This window comes from Bifidobacterium santillanense, assembly GCF_018555385.1.
Classification (GTDB): domain Bacteria; phylum Actinomycetota; class Actinomycetes; order Actinomycetales; family Bifidobacteriaceae; genus Bifidobacterium; species Bifidobacterium santillanense.
The window spans coordinates 160,863-181,144 of record NZ_JAFEJS010000002.1 but is presented as its reverse complement, the minus strand read 5'-3'; the positions used below and the strand labels follow the sequence as shown (position 1 = coordinate 181,144).

At 65.4% G+C, this 20,282-nt stretch carries 21 protein-coding genes and 1 CRISPR repeat array; of the genes, 20 read left to right on the top strand and 1 reads right to left on the bottom strand.

Annotation, left to right across the window (positions count from 1 at the left end; genetic code table 11):
• Positions 1-61 precede the first annotated feature (61 nt).
• From cas7e to JS528_RS03310, 10 genes are all read left to right on the top strand, one after another.
• On the top strand, positions 62-1,252 hold the full coding sequence (gene cas7e, locus JS528_RS03345) for a type I-E CRISPR-associated protein Cas7/Cse4/CasC (RefSeq protein ID WP_214357691.1): 1,191 nt from the start codon (positions 62-64) through the stop codon (positions 1,250-1,252).
• Positions 1,253-1,255: 3 nt separating this feature from the next.
• A complete protein-coding gene (gene cas5e, locus JS528_RS03340; RefSeq protein WP_214357690.1) occupies positions 1,256-2,080 on the top strand; it encodes a type I-E CRISPR-associated protein Cas5/CasD in 825 nt (274 codons plus the stop codon).
• Positions 2,077-2,772: a type I-E CRISPR-associated protein Cas6/Cse3/CasE gene (cas6e, locus tag JS528_RS03335; protein ID WP_214357689.1), complete on the top strand. Its 696-nt coding sequence runs from the start codon at positions 2,077-2,079 to the stop codon at positions 2,770-2,772. The genes cas5e and cas6e overlap by 4 nt, the downstream gene beginning before the upstream one ends.
• Positions 2,769-3,443 (top strand): type I-E CRISPR-associated endonuclease Cas1e, encoded by a 675-nt coding sequence (cas1e, locus tag JS528_RS11500; RefSeq protein ID WP_240541283.1) that lies wholly within the window; start codon positions 2,769-2,771, stop codon positions 3,441-3,443. Before cas6e ends, cas1e begins: the two co-directional genes overlap by 4 nt.
• On the top strand, positions 3,431-3,952 hold the full coding sequence (locus JS528_RS11495; protein ID WP_240541282.1) for a CRISPR-associated endonuclease Cas1: 522 nt from the start codon (positions 3,431-3,433) through the stop codon (positions 3,950-3,952). The genes cas1e and JS528_RS11495 overlap by 13 nt, the downstream gene beginning before the upstream one ends.
• Complete coding sequence (gene cas2e / locus JS528_RS11850; RefSeq protein ID WP_420838174.1) at positions 3,949-4,194, top strand: type I-E CRISPR-associated endoribonuclease Cas2e; 246 nt, start codon at positions 3,949-3,951, stop codon at positions 4,192-4,194. Before JS528_RS11495 ends, cas2e begins: the two co-directional genes overlap by 4 nt.
• Positions 4,148-4,267, top strand: a complete 120-nt coding sequence (locus tag JS528_RS11845; protein WP_420838178.1) for a hypothetical protein — start codon at positions 4,148-4,150, stop codon at positions 4,265-4,267. The genes cas2e and JS528_RS11845 overlap by 47 nt, the downstream gene beginning before the upstream one ends.
• Before the next feature lie 119 nt (positions 4,268-4,386).
• Positions 4,387-4,658: a CRISPR direct-repeat array (repeat unit 28 nt; unit sequence GTTTGCCCCGCATCTGCGGGGATGATCC).
• Between the two features lie 168 nt (positions 4,659-4,826).
• Complete coding sequence (locus JS528_RS03320) at positions 4,827-5,684, top strand: HdeD family acid-resistance protein (protein WP_214357688.1); 858 nt, start codon at positions 4,827-4,829, stop codon at positions 5,682-5,684.
• A gap of 258 nt (positions 5,685-5,942) precedes the next feature.
• A complete protein-coding gene (gene map / locus JS528_RS03315) occupies positions 5,943-6,722 on the top strand; it encodes a type I methionyl aminopeptidase (protein ID WP_214357687.1) in 780 nt (259 codons plus the stop codon).
• A gap of 267 nt (positions 6,723-6,989) precedes the next feature.
• Positions 6,990-8,282 (top strand): citrate synthase, encoded by a 1,293-nt coding sequence (locus tag JS528_RS03310; RefSeq protein WP_214357686.1) that lies wholly within the window; start codon positions 6,990-6,992, stop codon positions 8,280-8,282.
• Between the two features lie 186 nt (positions 8,283-8,468).
• On the opposite strand, the gene dapD is transcribed toward JS528_RS03310, so the two are convergent.
• A complete protein-coding gene (gene dapD, locus JS528_RS03305) occupies positions 8,469-9,488 on the bottom strand; it encodes a 2,3,4,5-tetrahydropyridine-2,6-dicarboxylate N-succinyltransferase (protein WP_214357685.1) in 1,020 nt (339 codons plus the stop codon).
• A 138-nt stretch (positions 9,489-9,626) separates the two neighbouring features.
• Here dapD and JS528_RS11710 point away from each other — a divergent pair, with 138 nt between their 5' ends.
• From JS528_RS11710 to JS528_RS03260, 10 genes are all read left to right on the top strand, one after another.
• Positions 9,627-9,761 carry a hypothetical protein gene (locus tag JS528_RS11710; protein WP_338069762.1) on the top strand — a complete coding sequence of 45 codons (135 nt, stop codon included), beginning with the start codon at positions 9,627-9,629 and terminating at the stop codon, positions 9,759-9,761.
• A gap of 196 nt (positions 9,762-9,957) precedes the next feature.
• Complete coding sequence (prfB, locus tag JS528_RS03300; RefSeq protein ID WP_214357684.1) at positions 9,958-11,088, top strand: peptide chain release factor 2; 1,131 nt, start codon at positions 9,958-9,960, stop codon at positions 11,086-11,088.
• 54 nt (positions 11,089-11,142) lie between these two features.
• On the top strand, positions 11,143-12,519 hold the full coding sequence (gene ftsE / locus JS528_RS03295) for a cell division ATP-binding protein FtsE (protein ID WP_214357683.1): 1,377 nt from the start codon (positions 11,143-11,145) through the stop codon (positions 12,517-12,519).
• Complete coding sequence (gene ftsX, locus JS528_RS03290; protein WP_214357682.1) at positions 12,516-13,439, top strand: permease-like cell division protein FtsX; 924 nt, start codon at positions 12,516-12,518, stop codon at positions 13,437-13,439. The genes ftsE and ftsX overlap by 4 nt, the downstream gene beginning before the upstream one ends.
• Positions 13,440-13,584: 145 nt before the next feature.
• Complete coding sequence (locus JS528_RS03285; RefSeq protein WP_214357828.1) at positions 13,585-15,108, top strand: CHAP domain-containing protein; 1,524 nt, start codon at positions 13,585-13,587, stop codon at positions 15,106-15,108.
• A 130-nt stretch (positions 15,109-15,238) separates the two neighbouring features.
• Positions 15,239-15,721: an SsrA-binding protein SmpB gene (gene smpB / locus JS528_RS03280; RefSeq protein WP_214357681.1), complete on the top strand. Its 483-nt coding sequence runs from the start codon at positions 15,239-15,241 to the stop codon at positions 15,719-15,721.
• Positions 15,722-16,173: 452 nt separating this feature from the next.
• Positions 16,174-17,130: an ABC transporter substrate-binding protein gene (locus JS528_RS03275; protein ID WP_214357680.1), complete on the top strand. Its 957-nt coding sequence runs from the start codon at positions 16,174-16,176 to the stop codon at positions 17,128-17,130.
• Between the two features lie 210 nt (positions 17,131-17,340).
• The gene (locus JS528_RS03270; RefSeq protein ID WP_214357827.1) at positions 17,341-18,285 is read left to right on the top strand and encodes an ABC transporter substrate-binding protein; all 945 of its coding nucleotides are present in this window, start codon (positions 17,341-17,343) and stop codon (positions 18,283-18,285) included.
• Positions 18,286-18,391: 106 nt separating this feature from the next.
• The gene (locus tag JS528_RS03265; protein WP_214357679.1) at positions 18,392-19,375 is read left to right on the top strand and encodes an amino acid ABC transporter permease; all 984 of its coding nucleotides are present in this window, start codon (positions 18,392-18,394) and stop codon (positions 19,373-19,375) included.
• Positions 19,376-19,397: 22 nt separating this feature from the next.
• Positions 19,398-20,195 carry an amino acid ABC transporter ATP-binding protein gene (locus JS528_RS03260; protein WP_214357678.1) on the top strand — a complete coding sequence of 266 codons (798 nt, stop codon included), beginning with the start codon at positions 19,398-19,400 and terminating at the stop codon, positions 20,193-20,195.
• Positions 20,196-20,282 lie beyond the last annotated feature (87 nt).

Below are 20,282 nucleotides of genomic sequence, written 5' to 3'. Positions count from 1 at the left end.
CACGGGCGGCGGTGAGCGTCGGCACCCGACCTCATGACACCATTCGAAAGGAACCAGAACCATGTCCAACGTCAATCGCACCATCATCGAAATCCATGCATTGGAGACCACCGCGGCCGGCAACCTCAACCGTGACGACACCGGCAGCCCCAAGACCGTCGAGTACGGCGGCTTCACCCGCGCCCGTGTCTCCAGCCAGGCGTGGAAGCGGCCTACCCGCGAGCTGTTCCGTGAACTGGTCGACCCGAAGGATCTCGGGGTGAGGACCAAGCACGTCGTCGAGGAACTGGCGGGGCATATCGCCGAGCGTCGTCCCGACTGGGATGCGGAACGGACCCGTGGGCTCGCCGAGGCTGTGCTGCGCAGCGTGGGTAAGAAGGGCATCGCCTTGGATAAGCCCCGCAGGCGGAGTTCGGCCGACGAGACCGGGGAGGAACCCGCCAAGCAGTCGCAGTATCTGCTGTTCATGGGCAACCGTCAATACGACCGTCTGGCCGATGTGGCCATCGAGGCCGAGGACACGGGGGATGCGGCGAAGGCCCTCAAGGCGGACAAGAAGCGCATCAAGCAGATCGTGACCGATGACCGTTCCATCGATGTGGCACTGTTCGGTCGTATGGTGGCCGATGACACGGATTTGAACGTGGACGCCTGCGCTCAGGTCGCGCATGCGATCAGCGTGCAGGCGGTCGACTCCGAATCGGACTTCTTCACCGCCGTGGATGACCGTCAGGCCAAGGGCGGGGATGAGGGCGCCGGCGACGCCGGAGCCGCGATGATGGGTCAGATCGAATTCAATGCGGCCACGTTCTACCGGTATGCGAACGTGGATGCCAACCGTCTGTGCGACACGTTGGGTGATGCATCCGCAACGGCGAAGGCGGTCGCCGCGTTCGTCCGGGCGTTCGTCACCAGCATGCCGCAGGGCAAGATCAACACGTTCGCCCACGGGACGCTGCCCGATCTGGTCGTGGTCAATCTGCGTGACACGCAGGCCGTGAATCTGGTGGGGGCCTTCGAGAAGCCGGTGACGCCGGACTATGTGAGGCACGCGACCGAAGCGCTGGTGCGCCGAGAGCGGGATCTGGAACGGGCCTACGGCATCGAGCCGGTGCGTACGTGGGTCGTGCGCGTAGGCGACGACACCGCCGCCGCGGATGAGCTGGCCGGTGGCGATGGTCATGCCGTGTCGTTGAGGGATGCGGTGTCCGATGTCGAACAGGCCATCCTCGATCGTCTGGCGCAGGAGTGATCCATGACGGTGTTACTGATGAGATTGGCGGCCCCGATGCAGTCGTGGGGCGCCGGCAGTCGATTCGCCAGGCGGGAGACCGAGATGTGGCCGACCAAAAGCGGTGTCATCGGTATGGTCGCCGCGGCGTTGGGCATCGGTCGTGACGAATCGCTGGAGCGTTTCTCGGGACTGAGATTCGGCGTGCGGGTCGACCAGCCCGGCACGCTGATGTCCGACTACCAGACGGCGCGAACCGATGCGGGGGACATGCTGCCGCTTTCCCGTAGGTACTATCTGCAGGATGCTGTGTTTCTGGCGGGTCTGGAGTGCGGCGATCGCGGCGAGCTGGAGACGTACCGTCAGGCTCTTGCCGCACCGCATTACCAGTTGTTCCTGGGGCGGCGATCCTGCCCTCCCGACGGTCCGGTGCGGACATGGTTGGTCGATGACGATCTGGAATCCGCGTTGCGGAGCATACCGTGGTGCGCCACGGAACGGTACCAGCGATCTGTGCTCCTTGGCGGGGATGCCGATGGGCATCGCTTCGCGCCCATCGTGGTGGAGCCTCTGCTCGGTGAGCAAGATTCGGGCTCGGGGTTCGTCGACGAGCTGATGGATGAACCGATGAGTTTCGATCCGCGACGGCGCCAATGGGGGCCTCGCAGGTATATGAGACTTCATGATGAGACAAAGCCCGAGCCTACGGTTGTGGTGCCATCCACCACCGGTGACGTTCGGTACGGAGGGGGTCGAGGAGATACGTCGGCGTTTGACGGCGATGGGTTCTTTGAGACGGTCGCCGGCATGGATGCGGGCGTGGACGATGCGGATATGGAGGAGATATGACCGAATTTACCCGAGTCGTGGTTGATTCCCGGAACCGTCATGCAATCAGGGCGATGTCCTCGCTGGAACGCATGCACGCCATTATCGCTCGCTCGCTTGGACAGGGGGCGGAACAGGGGATGCCCCGCGCGCTCTGGCGTCTTGATGCCGGTCGTAGGGGTCGTGCGTGCAGACTGTACGTCGTCGCCTCCACGGTTCCCGATGGATTGGTGCTGGCCGAGGAATTGGGGGTTCGTCCCTCCGATGATATTGCGACGTGCGATTATGAGCCATTCCTGGGCCGACTGGAGTGCGGGCAGGAATGGGGCTTCCGTCTCAAGGCGAATCCAACCCGTTCCGTTCCCTCCAAGGATGCGTCGGCAAGGGGAAAGAGGGAAGGCATCCTCGACATCGAGAAGCAAAAGGAGTGGCTGTTCCGCCAGTCACGTCGTGCTGGATTCCATATGCCAATCAACCGTTTGGAGATGCCGGAGGTGATGGTGGGGGAGTCACGGCAGACCAGTTTCCGTCGTGGGGAATCGACAGTCACATTGGCGTCGGCCACGTTCGATGGCGTGCTCGTCGTCGATGATCCCGTTCTGCTGCGTCGCGCGCTCGTCCAAGGCATCGGTAGGGCGAAAGGATATGGATTCGGTCTGATGACACTGCTTCCGTTGCCTGCTTCGCCTCGTCCGACGGGAGACGGGGCATGAAGCCGGTGCCCGGCGTCAAACCGCCGGAATTGCGCTCGCCGGTGCGGGGACAGGATCGTCTGACATTCCTGTACGCCGAACATTGCGTGGTGAACCGTGCCGACAACGCCGTGACGATCACGGATTCGCGGGGGACGGTGCATGTCCCCGCCGCGGCGTTGAGTGTTCTGATGCTCGGTCCCGGCAGCAACATCACCTATGCGGCCATATGCCTGCTGGCCGAATCCCGTTCGACCTGTGTTTGGGTCGGCGAGCGTGGCGTACGCTACTACTGCCATGGAGCCTCTCTGGCCCAGTCGACACGGCTTCTGGAGGCGCAGGCGCGACTGGTGTCCTCGGAACGCACCCGCATCAAGGTCGCGCGTCGAATGTATGCGATGCGATTCCCCGACGAGCGCGCCGACGGGCTCACCATGCAGCAGCTGCTGGGCAAGGAGGGCACCCGTGTGCGCCGTGCATACGAACGTGAATCGCAGCGGACCGGCGTCGCTTGGTCCGGAAGATCATACAAGACCACGGATTTCGACGATGCGGACGAGGTGAACAAGGCGTTGTCCGCCGCGAATACGTCCTTGTACGGCGTCGTCCATGCGATCATCGTTGCGCTGGGGGCTCTCCGGGATTGGGATTCGTGCACGCGCGTAACGAACGTAGCTTCGTGTATGACATAGCAGATCTTTACAAAGTGGATATCACCATCCCGCTTGCCTTCGATCTGGTGTCCGAACAGGTTCCGGACATCTCCACGGCCGCTCGGCGCGGCATCCGCGATCGCATGAAGGATGGGAAGTTCATGCAACGCTGCGTGCATGACATCCGTTCGCTGTTGTTGGAGACCGACGGGGGAGAGGCCGGAGCCGTTCGCGCATCTCGTTCGGACCGATCCGATACCGGGGTCATCGACGATGATGAGGCCTCTGCAGTGGAAGTGGAGGACATCACCGCGCAGTTGTGGGCCGGTGCGTCGGGGTATAGGGCTGGTGGGTGTAACTACGGGCGGCGGGATGACGGTGAGCCGCTGCCGGATGTGGCGGCGAATGTAGGTACGGGCGATGACGGTGGCACCATCCATGACGATGATGCCGTCGCGGACGATTACGAAACCGATGAGGCGGAGGATACTCTGCGCGAGGAGTTCCGGGGTGAGGCTCATCAGAACGATTTCGGAGCGGAGACATGATTGTCATCGTGCTTACCGTCTGTCCTCCGAAGTTGAGGGGACATCTGACGCGGTGGTTGTTCGAGATCTCGCCGGGGGTGTACGTGGGCAAGGTCGGAGCCCGCGTGAGGGAGCTGCTATGGGAACAGGTGCTTGACAATATCGGTGGGGGGGGGGCGGGCGGTCATGGTCTTTCCCGCCGACAACGAGCAGGGACTGTCGTTCCGTACGCATGGTCAGGAATGGCAGCCGGTGGATTATGACGGCTTGGAGCTGATCATGAGGCCGAACTCCAATCAGAAGCAGCGTCGGAACGGGGAGCGAAAGACCGGATGAAGCAAGGCGTCTCGTTATCGGAGGTTCGGCAGATGACGGCTTGCCATGGCGTCCACGTGACTGCGCGAATCGAATTTTTCGACGTTGATGATGTCATGTTTTCCGCATAAAATCACACTGTTTGCCCCGCATCTGCGGGGATGATCCCCTCGACGTCCTGTCCGGCGGCACCGTCGCCTTGTTTGCCCCGCATCTGCGGGGATGATCCCTGGCTCGCGGGCCTCGGCAATGAGCACGCGGAGTTTGCCCCGCATCTGCGGGGATGATCCGGACGTGACCGACTGCGCCTCCTACCAGTGCAAGTTTGCCCCGCATCTGCGGGGATGATCCGCGCCCCGACCGTTGATGACCCATCGTCTCGTGGTTTGCTCCGCATCTGCGGGGGTGCTTTGTGTGGATCGGATGAGTGGCGGATTCTAGTTGCGGGGAATGCAGAAGAGTTTGAGAAGATTCGTTAATTGGGTAACGTGACCTGTTTTGGTGATGGTGTGAATTAGACGGGCTGTCTAGACTGTGGTGCAGAACCAATGACACGACACATCGTCAACAGGAGGGCATCATGACGGACTTCAACGAGAACGGCCGGGGCGATTCGAACGGCCGAAACCCGAGTCAGGGACGGCCGGAGTATGGACAGTACGCATCCGGCTATGGGGCGGGTGGAGCCGCGCAGGGCGCCCCACGGACCAACGGCCAGTACGGCGGCGGCCCCTACGGGCAGCCGCAGGCCGGGCAGGACGGCAACCCCTACGCCAATCCGTACGTGAACCAGGCCAACAACCCGTACGCGGGTGCGAACCCGAACGGCCAGTACGGCCAGCCGGGCTGGCAGCCGGTCGATCCGTTCAAGCTCATCGAGAGCATGCTGCCGCAGCGCACCAAGAACTGGGTGCGTGCCACGTACGCGATCATCGGCGTGGCCGCCATCCTCCTCGGCGTGGCCCTGCTCGTGTGGCCCGGCATCACGCTGCAGGTCGCGGCGGTTCTCCTCGGCGTCTACTTCGTCGTCTCCGGACTGGTGCGCGTGGTCACCGCCATCGTCGAGCTCGGCCTGCCCGGCGGCTGGCGCGTGCTCGACATCCTCGTCGGCGTGCTGCTCGCGGTCGGCGGCGTGGTCGTGCTCAAGAACGCGGCTCTGTCCGGCCAAACCCTCGCGCTGCTCGTCACGATGACGGTCGGCATCGGCTGGATGCTCGAGGGCTTCATGGCGCTCGTCGAATCGTGGAGGATGCCGAGCTCCGGCTGGGCCGTGCTTTACGCCGTTGTCTCGATCGTCGCCGGATTCGTCGTGCTGCTCTCGCCGGTCAGCTCGACCGTGTGGCTCGTCATCTTCGGCGGCTGCGCGCTGGTCGTCATGGGCGTATCCGCCATCGTGCGCGGCCTCAAGTTCGGCAGGCTGCCGAAGAACGCGCGGTGAAGGCGTCTGACGGGCGGCGGAATCGGAATTCCTAGGCACATTTTCCATTTCCTAGGCACCTGGCCGGATCGTCTCACGTCTGCAATGGCCGATTCCCGGGAGCCTCGCAGCGGCATACGACGGCCCACCTACCTAGGAAATGAAAAATGTGCCTAGGAATGCAGTGACATGGGCAAATGACGAGGCGGCGCACTATCGTGAGAGCCATTGCGCGGCGGGCGTCGGTCCCGCCGCATCAAGGTAGGTAGAAAGAGTCCCATGATCGAACTGAAGACCCCTCGCGAGATCGAGGAGATGAAGCCCGCCGGCCGTTTCGTCGGCTCCATCCTGCGCGAACTGAAGGAATACACGAAGGTCGGCACCAACCTGCTCGACATCGACGAGTTCGTCCACAAGAAGATCGTCGACCGCAAGGGCGCCGAGTCCTGCTACGTCGACTACGCGCCCGACTTCGGCACCGGCCCGTTCGCGCACTACATCTGCACCTCCGTCAACGACGCGGTGCTCCACGGCGTGCCGTACGATTACAACCTCAAGGACGGCGACCTCGTCTCCCTTGACCTCGCGATCAGCGTCGACGGCTGGGTGGGCGACTCCGCGATCAGCTTCGTGGTCGGCAAGGACAAGGACCCCGAGGACCTGCGCCTGATCAAGTGCACCGAGGAGGCGCTCGCCGCCGGCATCGAGGCCGCCCAGCCCGGCAACCGTCTGGGCGACGTGTCCTCCACGATCGGCGACATCGCCCGAGAGTACGGCTACCCGATCAACCTGGAGTTCGGCGGCCACGGTGTCGGCCACATCATGCACGGCGACCCGCACGTGCCGAACGACGGCAAGGCCCACCACGGCTACAAGCTGCGTCCGGGCCTGGTCATCGCCATCGAGCCGTGGTTCCTCAAGACCACCGACGAGATCTACCAGGATCCGAAGGACGGCTGGACCCTGCGCGCCGAGGACGGTTCGCGCGGCGCCCACTCCGAGCACACGATCGCCATCACCGAGAACGGCCCGATCATCCTCACCACGCGCGACGAGTGACGTCCGCGCGGCCGGTGCCGGCGATCGCCCGGCGACGGCCGTTCCGGCGGCATCCGTCCGCTCGTTTTGAGACGCCGAAAGCCGGCGTGCACCCCACGTTGTTACGATGGGGCGCACGCCGGCTTTCTCGCGTTCTCCGTACGATTCCGTTCGCCCGTACGTTCCCGCGCGATCCATCCGTGCGACCGCGTACCGACCGCGCACCCGCGGCGGTAACACAAGCGGTCTAATGTGTCCGGCAATACGTTGAACAGGAACGAGGTATCCATGGCCACAGCACAGCTGAATGTGGACGATAGCAAGTACAAGCTGCCCGTCGTGAAGGCCACGGCCGGGCCCGACGGCATTGTGGTCTCCAAGCTGCGCAACGATGGCTGGGTCACGCTCGACCCCGGCTTCCTCACCACCGCGCAGTGCGAATCGAAGATCACGTACATCGACGGCCAGCACTCGATCCTGCGCTACCGCGGATACCCGATCGAGCAGCTGTGCGACCAGTCCGACTTCCTCGAGGTCGCCTGGCTCCTGCGCCATGGCGAGCTGCCCAGCAGGGAGCAGTACGACAAGTTCGTCTCCGACATCAACCACCGCACGATGGTGGGGGAGGACTTCCGTACGTTCATGGGCTCGTTCCCGCGCACCGCGCACCCGATGAGCGTGCTCGCCTCCGCGATCAACGCGCTCGCCACCTTCTACCCGGACACCACCGACATCTCCGATTCCGACCAGCTCGACGAGTCCGCGGTCATCATCATGGCGAAGGTCCGCACGATCGTGTCGTACATCTTCCGCCGCCGTCGCGACGAGCCGATGCTGTATCCGGACTACGCGCGCGGCTACGTCGACGACTTCCTGCGCATGTGCTTCGCCGTGCCGTACGAGCCGTTCGAATCCGATCCGCTGTACGTGCACGCCCTCGGCCGTCTGCTCATCATCCACGCCGATCACGAGCAGAACTGCTCCACCTCGGTCGTGCGCATCGCCGGATCCGCCCATGCGAACCTGTACTCGGCCGTCGCCGCCGGCGTCAACGCCCTGTCCGGACCGCTGCACGGCGGCGCGAACGAGGCCGTGCTGCGCCAGCTGAAGGCCATCCGCGACTCGGGCAAGTCCGTGCGCGAGTTCGTCGAGGACGCCAAGGCGAACGGCCACCGCATCTCCGGCCTCGGTCACCGCGTGTACAAGTCGTACGATCCTCGCGCGGCCATCGCCAAGCAGTATCTGGAGAAGATCATGGAGCGCGAGGACACGTCGAAGCTGCCCGCCGACGAGCGCGCGCTGTTCGACGTGGCCACCGAGCTGGAGGACATCGCCCTGACCGACGACTATTTCGTCTCGCGTCATCTGTACCCGAACGTCGACTTCTACACGGGTCTGATCTACCGTGCGATCGGCTTCGACCCGGCCATGTTCACCACGCTGTTCGCGCTTGGCCGCATCCCCGGCTGGATCGCCCAGTACCGCGAGATGCTCGCCGACCCCAACACCAAGATCGGCCGTCCGCGCCAGGTCTACACCGGCGCCACCCTGCGCGACTACGTCCCCCTCGACGAGCGCTGAGCCTTACCGCATCGATAACGAAAGGGCAGTCCGCTGGGACTGCCCTTTCGTTATCGATGCGACGGCTGCATACGTCCATCGGGTGGAACGTGGAATAACGTGTGCGGAGGGCGCCGTCCGAAGCCGAAGGCGTACGAAGGTACGTCGAGGCTGAGGAAAGGCGGCATACGCTCCGTTATTCCACGTTCAGTTCTTGTGCAGCTTGGCGTTGAGTTCGATTCCGGTCTTGCGGTAGCGGGCCTCGATGCGGCCGTTGACCGAGTTGCGGATGAACAGGATGTTGTCCTTGCCGGACAGGTCGGCGCCCTTGACGACCTCGAGCGGTTCGCCGGCGGCGGCCTTGGCCTTGTCCCAGATCGTGACCTTGGTGCCGGCGGTGACGTACAGGCCGGCCTCGACGACGCAGTTGTCGCCCAGGGAGATGCCGATGCCGGCGTTCGCGCCGAGCAGCGAGTGTTCGCCGATCGAGTTCCTGAGCTTGCCGCCGCCGGAGAGGGTGCCCATGATCGAGGCGCCGCCGCCGATGTCGGAGCCGTTGCCGACGACCACGCCCTGCGAGACGCGGCCCTCGACCATCGAGACGCCGAGCGTGCCGGCGTTGAAGTTCACGAAGCCGGCGTGCATGACGGTGGTGCCCTCGGACAGGTACGCGCCCAGACGCACGCGGTCGGCGTCGCCGATGCGCACGCCGGTGGGGACGACGTAGTCGATCATGCGCGGGAACTTGTCCACGCCGAACACGTTGACCGAGGCGGCCGGGGCGGCGGCGGGAAGTCCGGCGTTCGCCGCGAACGACTGGGCGGCGGCGGTCGCGGCGGCCTCGACGTCGGCCTTGCGCGCGTTGAAGTCCTCGACGGCGAACGGGCCGTAGTTGGTCCACACCACGTTGGCGAGCGCCGCGAAGATGCCGTCCAGGTTGAGGGTGTTCGGCTGCGCCAGACGCATGCTCAGCAGGTGCAGCTTCAGGTACGCCTCCTCGGCGGTCGCGATCGGCTCGTCGAGCTTGGCGACGGTGAACACCGGCACGCGGCGCACGCCGCGGGCGTCGGCCTCGTCGTGCGCGAGCACGCCGAAGTCGTGGTTCGGGCGGTCGGCCTCGGCCGGCGCGGCCCCGAGCGTCAGGGACGGGTACCACACGTCGAGGGTGTTGCCTGCCGTGTCGACGCTGGCCAGACCCCATCCGTAGGCGGTGCGTTCTTCTGCCATCTTCTGTACTCCTTACGATCATCTTGCGCGGACCGGGGCCCGCGCGTCGAAAAGACGCTTCCAGCCCACCATACCGCTTCCGCCGAGAGCGCAGGACGCCGCGTCCAATGACCAAGCGGTACGGTACAATCCGACCTCGTGAGTGACTTTCAGCAGGATGAGCGCGAGGGGCGTGAGCGCCGCCGCCGCACGATGGTGCGTGCGGTGTGCGTCGTCATCGCCGCATGCATGCTGCTGTCCCTGGTGATTCCCGCCATCTACGCGGGTCTTTGACGTACGGTCACGCGCATCCCCGCGTGACGTTCCGTCCGCGCGGCGGCCCATGCCGGACCCCGCGGACCGAAGCTGCGACGATGCGCGCGACCCATGCCACCGACGACCGTCACGACGACGCCGGCAGACCGGAAACGACGTCAGGACACCAAGAACGACACCAAGCACAACGACACAGAACATAAGGTAAGACACGATGGCAGAATTCGATTATTCGCAGGCGATCGCCGACGCGCGCGCCAAGTACGATTCCATCGCCAAGGCGCTGGACGTCGACCGCATCAAGGCGGACATCAAGGATCTGGAGCAGCAGGCGGCCGCGCCGGGCCTGTGGGACGATCCGGAGAACGCGCAGAAGGTGACGAGCCGTCTGTCCGCGGCGGAGTCCCAGCTCAAGAAGCTCCAGTCCGCGGCCTCCCGCATCGACGACGTGGAGACGCTCGTCGAGCTCGGCCGCGAGGAGGGCGATCAGGACTCCCTCGACGATGCCCAGACGGAGCTCGGCTCCATCGCCGAGGATCTCGACGCGATGGAGATCCAGACGCTGCTCGACGGCGAGTACGACGAGCGCTCCGCGGTCGTGACGATCCGCTCCGGCGCCGGCGGCGTCGACGCGGCCGACTTCGCGCAGATGCTGCTGCGCATGTACCTGCGCTACTGCGAGCGCATGGGCTTCAAGGCCAAGGTCATGGACACCTCCTACGCCGAGGAGGCGGGCATCAAGTCCGCCACCTTCCAGGTGGACGCCCCGTACGCCTACGGCCGTCTGTCGGTCGAGGGCGGCACGCACCGTCTCGTGCGCATCTCCCCGTTCGACAACCAGGGCCGCCGCCAGACCAGCTTCGCGGCCGTCGAGGTCGTGCCGCTCGTCGAGGCGACCGATCACATCGACATCCCGGACTCCGACATCCGCGTCGACACGTACTGCTCCTCCGGCCCCGGCGGCCAGGGCGTGAACACGACCTACTCGGCCGTGCGCATCACCCACCTTCCCACCGGCCTGGTCGTCACGATGCAGGACGAGCGCTCGCAGATCCAGAACCGCGCCGCCGCCATGGCCGTGCTCCAGTCCCGACTGCTCGTGCTGCGCCACGAGGAGGAGGCCAAGAAGAAGAAGGAGCTCGCCGGCGACATCAAGGCCAGCTGGGGCGACCAGATGCGCTCCTACGTGCTGCATCCGTACCAGATGGTCAAGGATCTGCGCACCGGCTACGAGACCTCGCAGACCCAGGCGGTCTTCGACGGCGATCTCGACGGCTTCATCCAGGCCGGCATCCGCTGGCGTCACGAGGAGCGTCGCGCCGCCAAGGAGGAGGCCGGGGAGTAAGGTCCCGGGCGGCGTAGGTACAGTGCGTGAAGCATATGGCATAGAAGGGGCATAATGGCACTCATCTCGCTCAAGCACGTCAGCAAGGTCTACCCGAAGGGAACCCGGCCGGCGCTGGACGACATCAACCTCGACATCGACCGAGGCGATTTCGTGTTCCTCGTGGGCGCTTCGGGCTCCGGCAAGACGACGCTGCTGAGCCTGCTGCTGCGCGAGGAGGAGGCCACCGACGGCGAGATCCGCGTCGCGGGCAATGATCTGCGGCGCATCTCCAACCGTCAGGTGCCGCAGTACCGACGCACGATCGGCTTCGTGTTCCAGGACTACAAGCTGCTCAACAACAAGACCGTGTGGCAGAACGTGGCGTTCGCGCTCGAGGTGATCGGCACGCGCCGTTCCGCCATCAAGTCGCTGGTGCCGAAGGTCCTCGAGACCGTTGGACTGACCGGCAAGGAGGACAGCTACCCGCACGAGCTGTCCGGCGGCGAGCAGCAGCGCGTGGCGATCGCGCGCGCCTATGTGAACCATCCGCAGATCCTGCTCGCGGACGAGCCCACCGGCAACCTCGACCCGACCACGTCGCTGGGCATCATGGAGGTGCTTGACGCGATCAACCGCACCGGCACCACCATCGTCATGGCCACGCACAACGAGGAGATCGTCAACTCGATGCGCAAGCGCGTCGTCGAGCTGCACGCCGGCCGCATCGTGCGCGACGAGGAGCACGGCTCCTACGATTCCGCGGCGTTCTTCCCGGACGCCGAGGTTACGTCCAAGGCCCATCAGGCGATCGGCGCGGCCGCGGACGCCGCGTCGTCGGGCGCGTCGTCGGCCGCCTCCGACATGCGGTTCCGCCCGCAGGGCGCCGTCGAGACCGAGGTCACCCGCGCCATCGCCATCGAGGCCGGCGCGGTGGCGTCCGGCGCGATGAACGGCGACGAGGGCATCGCCCGACTCGCCCAGTCCGTGCACTCGGGCCGCACTGGCCGCTACGGCGAGGCGTTCGCGCCGCTGGAGACCACGCTCACGTGGGGCAAGGGTCTGAAGCTCGACGAGATGGAGCGCATCGCCAAGGCCAAGAAGGAGGCCGAGGAGACGGCCTCCCGCACCGCCGTCCCGCAGGCCGACGCGGCTCCGGACGCCTCGGAGGTCGAGGAGACGGCCGCGATGGACGCGGTGGACGAACCGCCGTCCGACGTCCCCGCGCCGCCGGTCCCGCCGACCGGCACGGCTGCGCCCGCGCACGACGACGGATCGGACGACGGCCGGGACGCCGACGATCGGACGCCGGACGCCGGTCTGCTCGCGCCGCCGGCCCCGCCCGCGCCGCCGGTCCATGCGCCGGCACGGCACGACGGTACGGACGACGTCTCCGACGCCGGCGACGGGAACGCAGACGAAGACAAGGACAGCGAGGAGGACCAGCAGTGAGGGCACGTTTCATCCTGTCGGAGACCTGGACGAGCCTCAAGCGCAATGTGCCGATGATCATCTCGGTGATGCTCGTCACCTTCATCTCCTTCGTGTTCATCGGGGCCTCGGCCCTGATGCAGGCGCAGGTGACCCGCGCGAAGGGCGAGTGGTACAACAAGATCGAGGTCGTCGTCTGGCTGTGCCCCGACGGCACCAGCCAGGCCGCCACGTGCGCGGCCGGCAAGGCCCCCACCAAGCAGGAGATCGTCGAGCTCGAGGAGTTCATCCAGGACGAGCTGACCGACAACGTCTCCAAGATCACGTACGTCAGCCGCGAGGACTTCTACAAGAACACGTTCCTCAAGCAGTACCCGAACGGCGACTATCAGGGCCGCACCCTGACCGCCGCCGACATGCAGGACTCCCTGCAGCTCAAGCTCAAGGACCCGACGAAGTACAAGATGGTCGCCGAGGTACTCTCCGGCAAGACCGGCGTGGAGGACGTCGTCGACCAGAAGCAGATCTTCGATCCGGTCTTCGCCGTACTCAACAGGGCCACCGCGGTCACCGTCGCGCTCGCCGTGGTGATGGTCGTCGTGGCGATCCTGCTGACCGGCACGACGATCCGCATGTCCGCCGCGTCGCGCAAGAACGAGACGGAGATCATGCGCCTCGTCGGCGCCTCCAACTGGACGATCCGTCTGCCGTTCATCCTCGAGGGCGTGGTCGCCTCGCTGGTCGGCTCGCTGCTCGCATGCGGCCTGCTCGCGGGCGTGGTGCAGGTGTTCATCACCGACGGCATCGCGCAGTCGGTCAGCTGGATGCCGTTCGTCACGCAGTCGACGGTGTGGCTGATCGCGCCGGCCCTGGTCGCGGGGGCCGTGCTCCTGTCGATCGTCGCCTCCGCGATCTCGCTGCGCCGCTATCTCAAGGCGTGAGCCGGCCGTCGGCATGCGGGCGGGGTCCTGCCGCGCGACTCGCCCGCTCAGATTTCTTCGTTACAATGACGCACAGCATCAACTTAGGAAGGACGATCAAGTGGTGAATCGCTCGAAGCGTTGCTGGTACACCGGGTTGGGATTCATGGTGTCCGCGGCGATGATGTCGTTGTGCGGTCTGGCGATGACCGCCACGGTGGCCGAGGTCCCGCAGGCCCAGGCCGTCTCCGTGTCCGAATACCAGCAGAAGGTGGCCAGCCACAACAACATCAAGGCCAAGCTGGCCGGCGTGGACAAGGCCCTGGCCGACAAGATCATCGAGCTGGACAATCTGACCAACGTGCAGATCCCGGCCGCGCAGCAGGCCGCCGAGGAGGCGCAGCAGAAGGCGCAGCAGGCGCAGAGCCTGGCCGACGCCACCGCCGAGCGTCTCAAGGCCGCCAAGCAGGACAAGGCCGATCTCGAGGAGAAGATCAAGGAGACCGGCATCGAGTACGACGACGCGAAGGACTCCGTCGCCGAGATGGCCCGCAGCAGCTTCCACGGCTCCCAGGCATCCAACGTGATGGAGGTCGTCACCGACGCCAAGTCGACCGACGACTTCGTCGCGCAGATGCAGTCCGAGGCGGCGGCCACGCGCTCCGCGTCGAACGCCGCGAACTCGGCCGCCACCACGCTCAACACCTCGATGAACCGCAAGCAGCGTCTCGCGGCCATCGAGGAGCAGATCACGCAGCTCAAGAACCAGGCCGACCAGCAGGCCGCCAGCGCGCAGAAGGCCGCCGCCGAGGCTACCGCCAAGCAGACGTCGCTGGAGCAGCTGCAGGACGAGGGCACCGCGCAGCGCGAGGCGCTCGAGTCGCAGAAGAGCAGCCTGACGACCCAGGAGGCCAAGGAGGCCGCCGAGATCGTCCTGCTCGAGTCGCAGCTGTCCACCTACAAGCCGTCGAGCGGCTCGACTAACTACACGCCGGGCAACACCGCGCAGCAGACCAATCCGGGCTCGTCCTCGAACAACTCCTCGAACTCGGGGAACTCCGGCTCCTCGTCCAACTCGAACTCGGGCTCGTCCTCGAACTCCGGTTCGTCGTCGAACTCGAATTCGGGCTCCTCGTCCAACTCGGGCTCCTCCAACTCCGGCGGTTCGTCGAACTCGGGCGGCTCGTCCTCGAACTCTGGTTCGTCGTCCAACTCGGGTTCCTCGTCCAACTCCGGCTCCTCCTCGAACTCCGGCGCCAGCGGCATGAACTATTCCGTGCCTGGCAACTGCCCCGAGGGCTCCTCGTACTGCTACGGCCACAACACCGGCAACACCGTCGGCGGCTCCGCCTACCCGTCCCGCCAGTGTACGCTGTGGGCGTACATGCGCCGCTCGCAGCTCAAGCTCCCCGTCGGCTCCTACATGGGCAACGGTGCGGAGTGGGGCGCCAAGGGCCGCGCGCTCGGCTACTACGTCAACACCACCCCGCACGTGGGCGCCGCGATGGTCTTCCGCGCCGGCCAGAAGGTCAGCACCTGGTACGCCAACCGCCTGTATGGCCACGTCGCCATCGTCGAGCGCGTCAACTCGGACGGCTCCCTGCTGATCTCCGAGGGCGGCACCGGCTTCGCGTCCTTCCCGAACTGGGAGACCGTCTGGCCGAACGGCAACGAGTTCGTCCACTACTGATCCGCCGATCCGCCGCCGAACCAACGCGCGACGGATTCAGCGCGCAGCGCAAAGCGCCGTACGGCTTCGGCCGGCGGCGCTTCATGCTATCGTCGATGGGTTGACACAGACCCGTGAAAGGAGGTCCGCGATGGCGAAGGAACAGGGGACGAAACTCATCGTCCAGAACAAGAAGGCGCGTCACGACTACGCCATCGAGGACAAGTACGAGGCCGGCCTCGTACTGACCGGCACCGAGGTCAAGTCCCTCAGGGAGGGACGCGCGTCGCTCGCCGAGGCGTTCATCTCGATCGACCGACGCAACGAGATCTGGCTCGAGAACGCCAACATCCCCGAATACCTCAACGGCACGTGGAACAACCACGCCCCCAAGCGCAAGCGCAAGCTCCTGCTGCACGAGCGCGAGATCCTCAAGCTCGCCCGCCAGTCCGAGGCCAAGGGCTACACGATCATCCCGCTGAGCCTCTACTTCAAGGACGGCCGCGTCAAGGCCGAGATCGCCCTGGCCCGGGGCAAGCGCGAATTCGACAAGCGTCAGGCCCTGCGCGAGGAGCAGGACAAGCGCGAGGCCCTCAGGGCCATGCGCTACGCCAACAAGCGCAGCGCGCGCTAGCCGCTGCTGACGTTCGGGAACCCGCAGATCCTTGTGACGGGCCGGGCGTCGGGCGACGATGCGCGACGCGCTCAAGGCCGCTCGGCCAAGCCTACGGTCGCGCATCGTCGCCCGACGCCCGGCCCTAACATTTGTGGGTCCGTTCCGTAAATAAGCAGGGGCGGCATGCGTCGAAACGTGACGTTCCCACGGCACGAGAGAGGGCGGATGGCCGTCGATGCGCGACCGTAGGCAGGGAGCGAAGCGACCGATGGCCGAGCGGCCTTGAGCGTGTCGCGCATCGACGGCCATCCGCCCTCTCGGACACCGGCCGAAACCGGTATCTCACGTAATGAACCATATTCATGAGATTTACGCTGCCGTAGCATAGGAAACCTACTCTCCGGAACCAGTCGGGAAACATACCCGCCCGATCGACATGTTCTGAGAGAGGAAATCCAATGTCCGTAAGCATGGGAATCACCAAGGGTCTCAAGACCGCAACCGCCGCCATCCTGTCCGCCGCGATGCTGTTCGCCGCGGCCGCGTGCGGCACCACCGACTCGTCCGACACCGCCTCGTCGTCCGGCGACAAGTCCGGTTCGTCGTCCAGCTCGTCGAGCACGAAGGGCTTCGACACCAGCTCCATCAAGAAGGACGACGAGATCGCCGCCCTGCTGCCCGACTCCGTGACCAAGGACGGCGTGCTCACCGTCGGCACCGACACCTCCTACGCCCCGGCCGAGTTCCTCGCCGCGGACGGCAAGACCCCGGTCGGCTTCGACGTCGACCTGTCCAAGGCGCTGGCCGCCGTGTTCGGCCTCAAGGAGAACACCGTCACCTCCACGTTCGATTCGATCATCCCGTCGGTCGGCTCCAAGTACGACCTCGGCATCTCCTCGTTCACCGTCACGAAGGACCGCCTCGACGCGGTCGACTTCGTCACCTACTTCAAGGCCGGCTCCACGTTCGTCGTGCAGAAGGGCAACCCGAACAAGGTCGACACCTCCGACCTGTGCGGCAAGAAGGTCGCCGTCCAGACCGGCACCACGCAGGAGGAGGAGGTCAACAAGGACAACGACCAGTGCAAGGCCGACGGCAAGTCCGAGATCGACATCCAGTCCTCCAAGCTGCAGACCGACGTGACCACCGCCGTCGCCTCCGGCAAGGCCGACGTGTTCTACGCCGACTCCCCGGTCGCCGGCTACGCGATCTCGCAGACCGGCGACACCCTCGAGGCGCTCGGCGAGGACGTCGGCGTGGCGCCCGAGGCCGTGGCCATCAAGAAGGGCGACTCCGCCACCGTCGAGGCCGTGCAGAAGGCCATCCAGAAGCTCATGGACGACGGCACGTACCAGAAGATCCTCGACACGTGGGGCGTCTCCTCCGGTGCCGTCGACAAGCCCGAGGTCAACCCCGCCGCCGAGTGACGGGGGAGCGGCGGGCGCGGACGCGTTTCGTATGTGTATGCAGTGCCGTGTATATTCGGTGCATACGTGATCGCGGTCGTGCCCGTGACCGTTCGTATACATAGCGCATATATGATGATGTGATCATCCGGTTGCTCGCCGGGCCGTCCGGCATACGGCGCGCGACCGGTGTCGTCAGGAAGAAAAGAAGTAAGGATTCATCCCATGTCCATGTCGTTCAAGGGACTCAAGACCGCCACGGCCGCCGTGCTCGGCGTCGTGATGCTGTTCTCCGCCGCCGCGTGCGGCACCACCGACGAGGCGACGAGCTCGTCCTCCGACGGCGGCTCCACCGACTCCGCCACCATCTCCAGCTACGACGTGAGCTCCGTCAAGAAGGACGACGCCATCGCCTCGCTGCTGCCGGAATCCGTCACCAAGGACGGCAAGCTGACGATCGGCACCAACCCGTCGTACGCCCCGGCCGAGTTCCTCGACTCCGACGGCAAGACGCAGATCGGCTACGACATGGACCTCGCCCGCGCCATGGGCAACGTCTTCGGCCTCGACACCGAGATCGTCTCCTCCAACTTCGACACGATCATCCCGGCCGTCGGCTCCAAGTACGACCTCGGCATCGCGGCCTTCACCATCACCCCGGACCGTATGGAATCGGTCGACTTCGTCTCCTACTTCACCGCCGGCATGGCCTACGCGGTCAAGAAGGGCAATCCGAACAAGGTCGACGAGAACGACCTGTGCGGCCTCAAGGTCGCGGTCGAGACCGGCACCGTCGAGGAGGAGGCCATCAACAAGACCGCCAAGCAGTGCAAGGCCGACGGCAAGAAGGACATCGAGATCCAGTCCTCCAAGCAGCAGACCGACGCCACCACCGCCGTCGTGACCGGCAAGGCCGACGTGTTCTTCGCCGACTCCCCGGTGGTCGGCTACGCGATCGCCCAGACCGAGGGCCAGCTCGAGCAGCTCGGCAAGGACTTCGACTCCGTGCCGAACGCCATCGCCATCAAGAAGGGCGACTCCGCCACCGTCGAGGCTGTGCAGAAGGCCATGCAGAAGCTCATGGACGACGGCACCTACGACAAGATCCTCAAGCACTGGGGCGTCGAGTCCGGCGCGCTGAAGACCGCCGAGGTCAACCCGAACGTCGAGGGCTGATCGCCCCGCCCCGCCCGGTGCGTGCGCGCGTGCATCCCACGCCGGCGCGCCGGGCGTCCCCATGCATATACGGCACACACGTCAACAATCGTAAGGAATCGAAGCAATGGCGAAGAAGGAAACCGACGGCGAGGGACTGAACATCCCGAACCGCATCAAGGCGCTGCCGGTCAAGAGCCCGGGGCCCGTCGTGGCAGCCGTCATCGTGGCGCTGCTCGCCGCGATGCTCATCCAGGGCATGATCACCAATCCGAGGCTCGACTGGCCGACCGTCTGGAAGTATCTGTTCAACGAGAACGTGCTCGAGGGCATCCGGTACACGCTCGAACTGACCGTCATCTCGATGGTCGTGGCGATCATCCTGTCGGTGATCCTCGCCATCATGCGCAAGTCCATCAACCCGGTGCTGCGCGGCGTGAGCTGGTTCTTCATCTGGTTCTTCCGCGGCACCCCTGTGTACACGCAGCTGATCTTCTGGGGCCTGTTCTCCGTGCTCATCCCGAAGCTCTCGCTCGGCGTGCCGTTCACGTCCATCGAGTTCTGGAGCATCGACTCCAGCGTCGTCGTCACCGCGTTCAACGCCGCATGGATCGGTCTGGCCCTCAACGAGGCCGCGTACCTGTCCGAGATCGTGCGCGCCGGCCTCGAGGCGGTCGACCCGGGGCAGACCGAGGCCGCCAAGGCCCTCGGCATGAAGCGCACGCTCATCATGCGCCGCATCATCCTGCCGCAGGCCATGCGCATCATCATCCCGCCGACCGGCAACGAGACCATCGGCATGCTCAAGACCACGTCGCTGGTCACGGCCGTGCCGTTCACGCTCGAACTGCAGTTCGCGACCAACGCGATCGCGAACCGCATCTACAAGCCGATCCCGCTGCTCATCGTGGCCTGCATCTGGTACCTGCTCATCACGTCCATCCTGATGGTCATCCAGTCTCGCCTCGAGAAGCACTTCGGCAAGGGATTCGACGCCCGCCCGGTCGGATCGCGCGGCAAGCAGCCGCCGCTGCCCGGCAAGACCGAGGGCGAGCCCAAGGACGACGTGAACAAGCTCAACGACGCCACGTTCAACGGATTGACGGCGTAAGGCAAGGGGAGAGGCGATTTCCATGACCGCAACCACAACCACCGGCGCGCACGTGCCCGCCGTCAAGGCCACGCAGGTGCACAAGGCGTTCGGTTCGCTCCACGTGCTCAAGGGCGTCGACCTGACGGTCGAACCCGGCACCGTGACCGTGATCCTCGGACCCTCCGGCTCCGGCAAGTCCACGTTCCTGCGCCTGATCAACCAGCTCGAGACCCTCACCGGCGGCTCCATCGAGGTCGACGGCGAGCTCATCGGCTACAAGCACGTCACCAAAAACGGCCAGGACATGCTCCAGACCCTCAACGACAAGGAGATCGCCGCGCAGCGCTCCAAGCTCGGCATGGTCTTCCAGCGCTTCAACCTGTTCCCGCACATGACCGCGCTCGAGAACGTGATGGAGGCGCCGGTCCACGTCAAGGGCATGAAGAAGGCCGAGGCGAAGGACCTCGCCATCGAGGAGCTCAACCGCGTGGGCCTCGGCGAGAGGCTCGACTACTATCCGGCCGAGCTCTCCGGCGGCCAGCAGCAGCGTGTGGCGATCGCCCGCGCCCTCGCGATGAAGCCGGAGATCATGCTCTTCGACGAGCCGACCTCCGCCCTCGACCCCGAGCTCGTCGGCGAGGTGCTCAACGTCATGCTCTCGCTCGCCAAGGAGGGCATGACGATGATCGTCGTCACGCACGAGATCGGCTTCGCACGCGAGGTCGCCGATCAGGTCGTCTTCATGGACGGCGGCGTCGTCGTCGAACACGGCACCTCCGACATCATCGACCACCCGACCGAGCCCCGCTTCAAGGACTTCCTCCAGCACGTGCTGTGACGCTGTGATTGTTCCGTAAGTTTGTTACGGTCGATCTGTTGTCCGCGAAGGGCGGCGGATCACGTTACCCGACACACTCAAGGCCGT

Excerpts from the sequence above, each read along its gene's own strand:
- cas7e (WP_214357691.1), top strand. The coding sequence starts at position 62 with ATGTCCAACGTCAATCGCACCATCATCGAAATCCATGCATTGGAGACC.
- cas5e (WP_214357690.1), top strand. The coding sequence starts at position 1,256 with ATGACGGTGTTACTGATGAGATTGGCGGCCCCGATGCAGTCGTGGGGC.
- cas6e (WP_214357689.1), top strand. The coding sequence starts at position 2,077 with ATGACCGAATTTACCCGAGTCGTGGTTGATTCCCGGAACCGTCATGCA.
- cas1e (WP_240541283.1), top strand. The coding sequence starts at position 2,769 with ATGAAGCCGGTGCCCGGCGTCAAACCGCCGGAATTGCGCTCGCCGGTG.
- cas2e (WP_420838174.1), top strand. The coding sequence starts at position 3,949 with ATGATTGTCATCGTGCTTACCGTCTGTCCTCCGAAGTTGAGGGGACAT.
- JS528_RS03320 (WP_214357688.1), top strand. The coding sequence starts at position 4,827 with ATGACGGACTTCAACGAGAACGGCCGGGGCGATTCGAACGGCCGAAAC.
- map (WP_214357687.1), top strand. The coding sequence starts at position 5,943 with ATGATCGAACTGAAGACCCCTCGCGAGATCGAGGAGATGAAGCCCGCC.
- JS528_RS03310 (WP_214357686.1), top strand. The coding sequence starts at position 6,990 with ATGGCCACAGCACAGCTGAATGTGGACGATAGCAAGTACAAGCTGCCC.
- dapD (WP_214357685.1), bottom strand. The coding sequence starts at position 9,488 with ATGGCAGAAGAACGCACCGCCTACGGATGGGGTCTGGCCAGCGTCGAC.
- prfB (WP_214357684.1), top strand. The coding sequence starts at position 9,958 with ATGGCAGAATTCGATTATTCGCAGGCGATCGCCGACGCGCGCGCCAAG.
- ftsE (WP_214357683.1), top strand. The coding sequence starts at position 11,143 with ATGGCACTCATCTCGCTCAAGCACGTCAGCAAGGTCTACCCGAAGGGA.
- JS528_RS03285 (WP_214357828.1), top strand. The coding sequence starts at position 13,585 with ATGGTGTCCGCGGCGATGATGTCGTTGTGCGGTCTGGCGATGACCGCC.
- smpB (WP_214357681.1), top strand. The coding sequence starts at position 15,239 with ATGGCGAAGGAACAGGGGACGAAACTCATCGTCCAGAACAAGAAGGCG.
- JS528_RS03275 (WP_214357680.1), top strand. The coding sequence starts at position 16,174 with ATGGGAATCACCAAGGGTCTCAAGACCGCAACCGCCGCCATCCTGTCC.
- JS528_RS03270 (WP_214357827.1), top strand. The coding sequence starts at position 17,341 with ATGTCGTTCAAGGGACTCAAGACCGCCACGGCCGCCGTGCTCGGCGTC.
- JS528_RS03265 (WP_214357679.1), top strand. The coding sequence starts at position 18,392 with ATGGCGAAGAAGGAAACCGACGGCGAGGGACTGAACATCCCGAACCGC.
- JS528_RS03260 (WP_214357678.1), top strand. The coding sequence starts at position 19,398 with ATGACCGCAACCACAACCACCGGCGCGCACGTGCCCGCCGTCAAGGCC.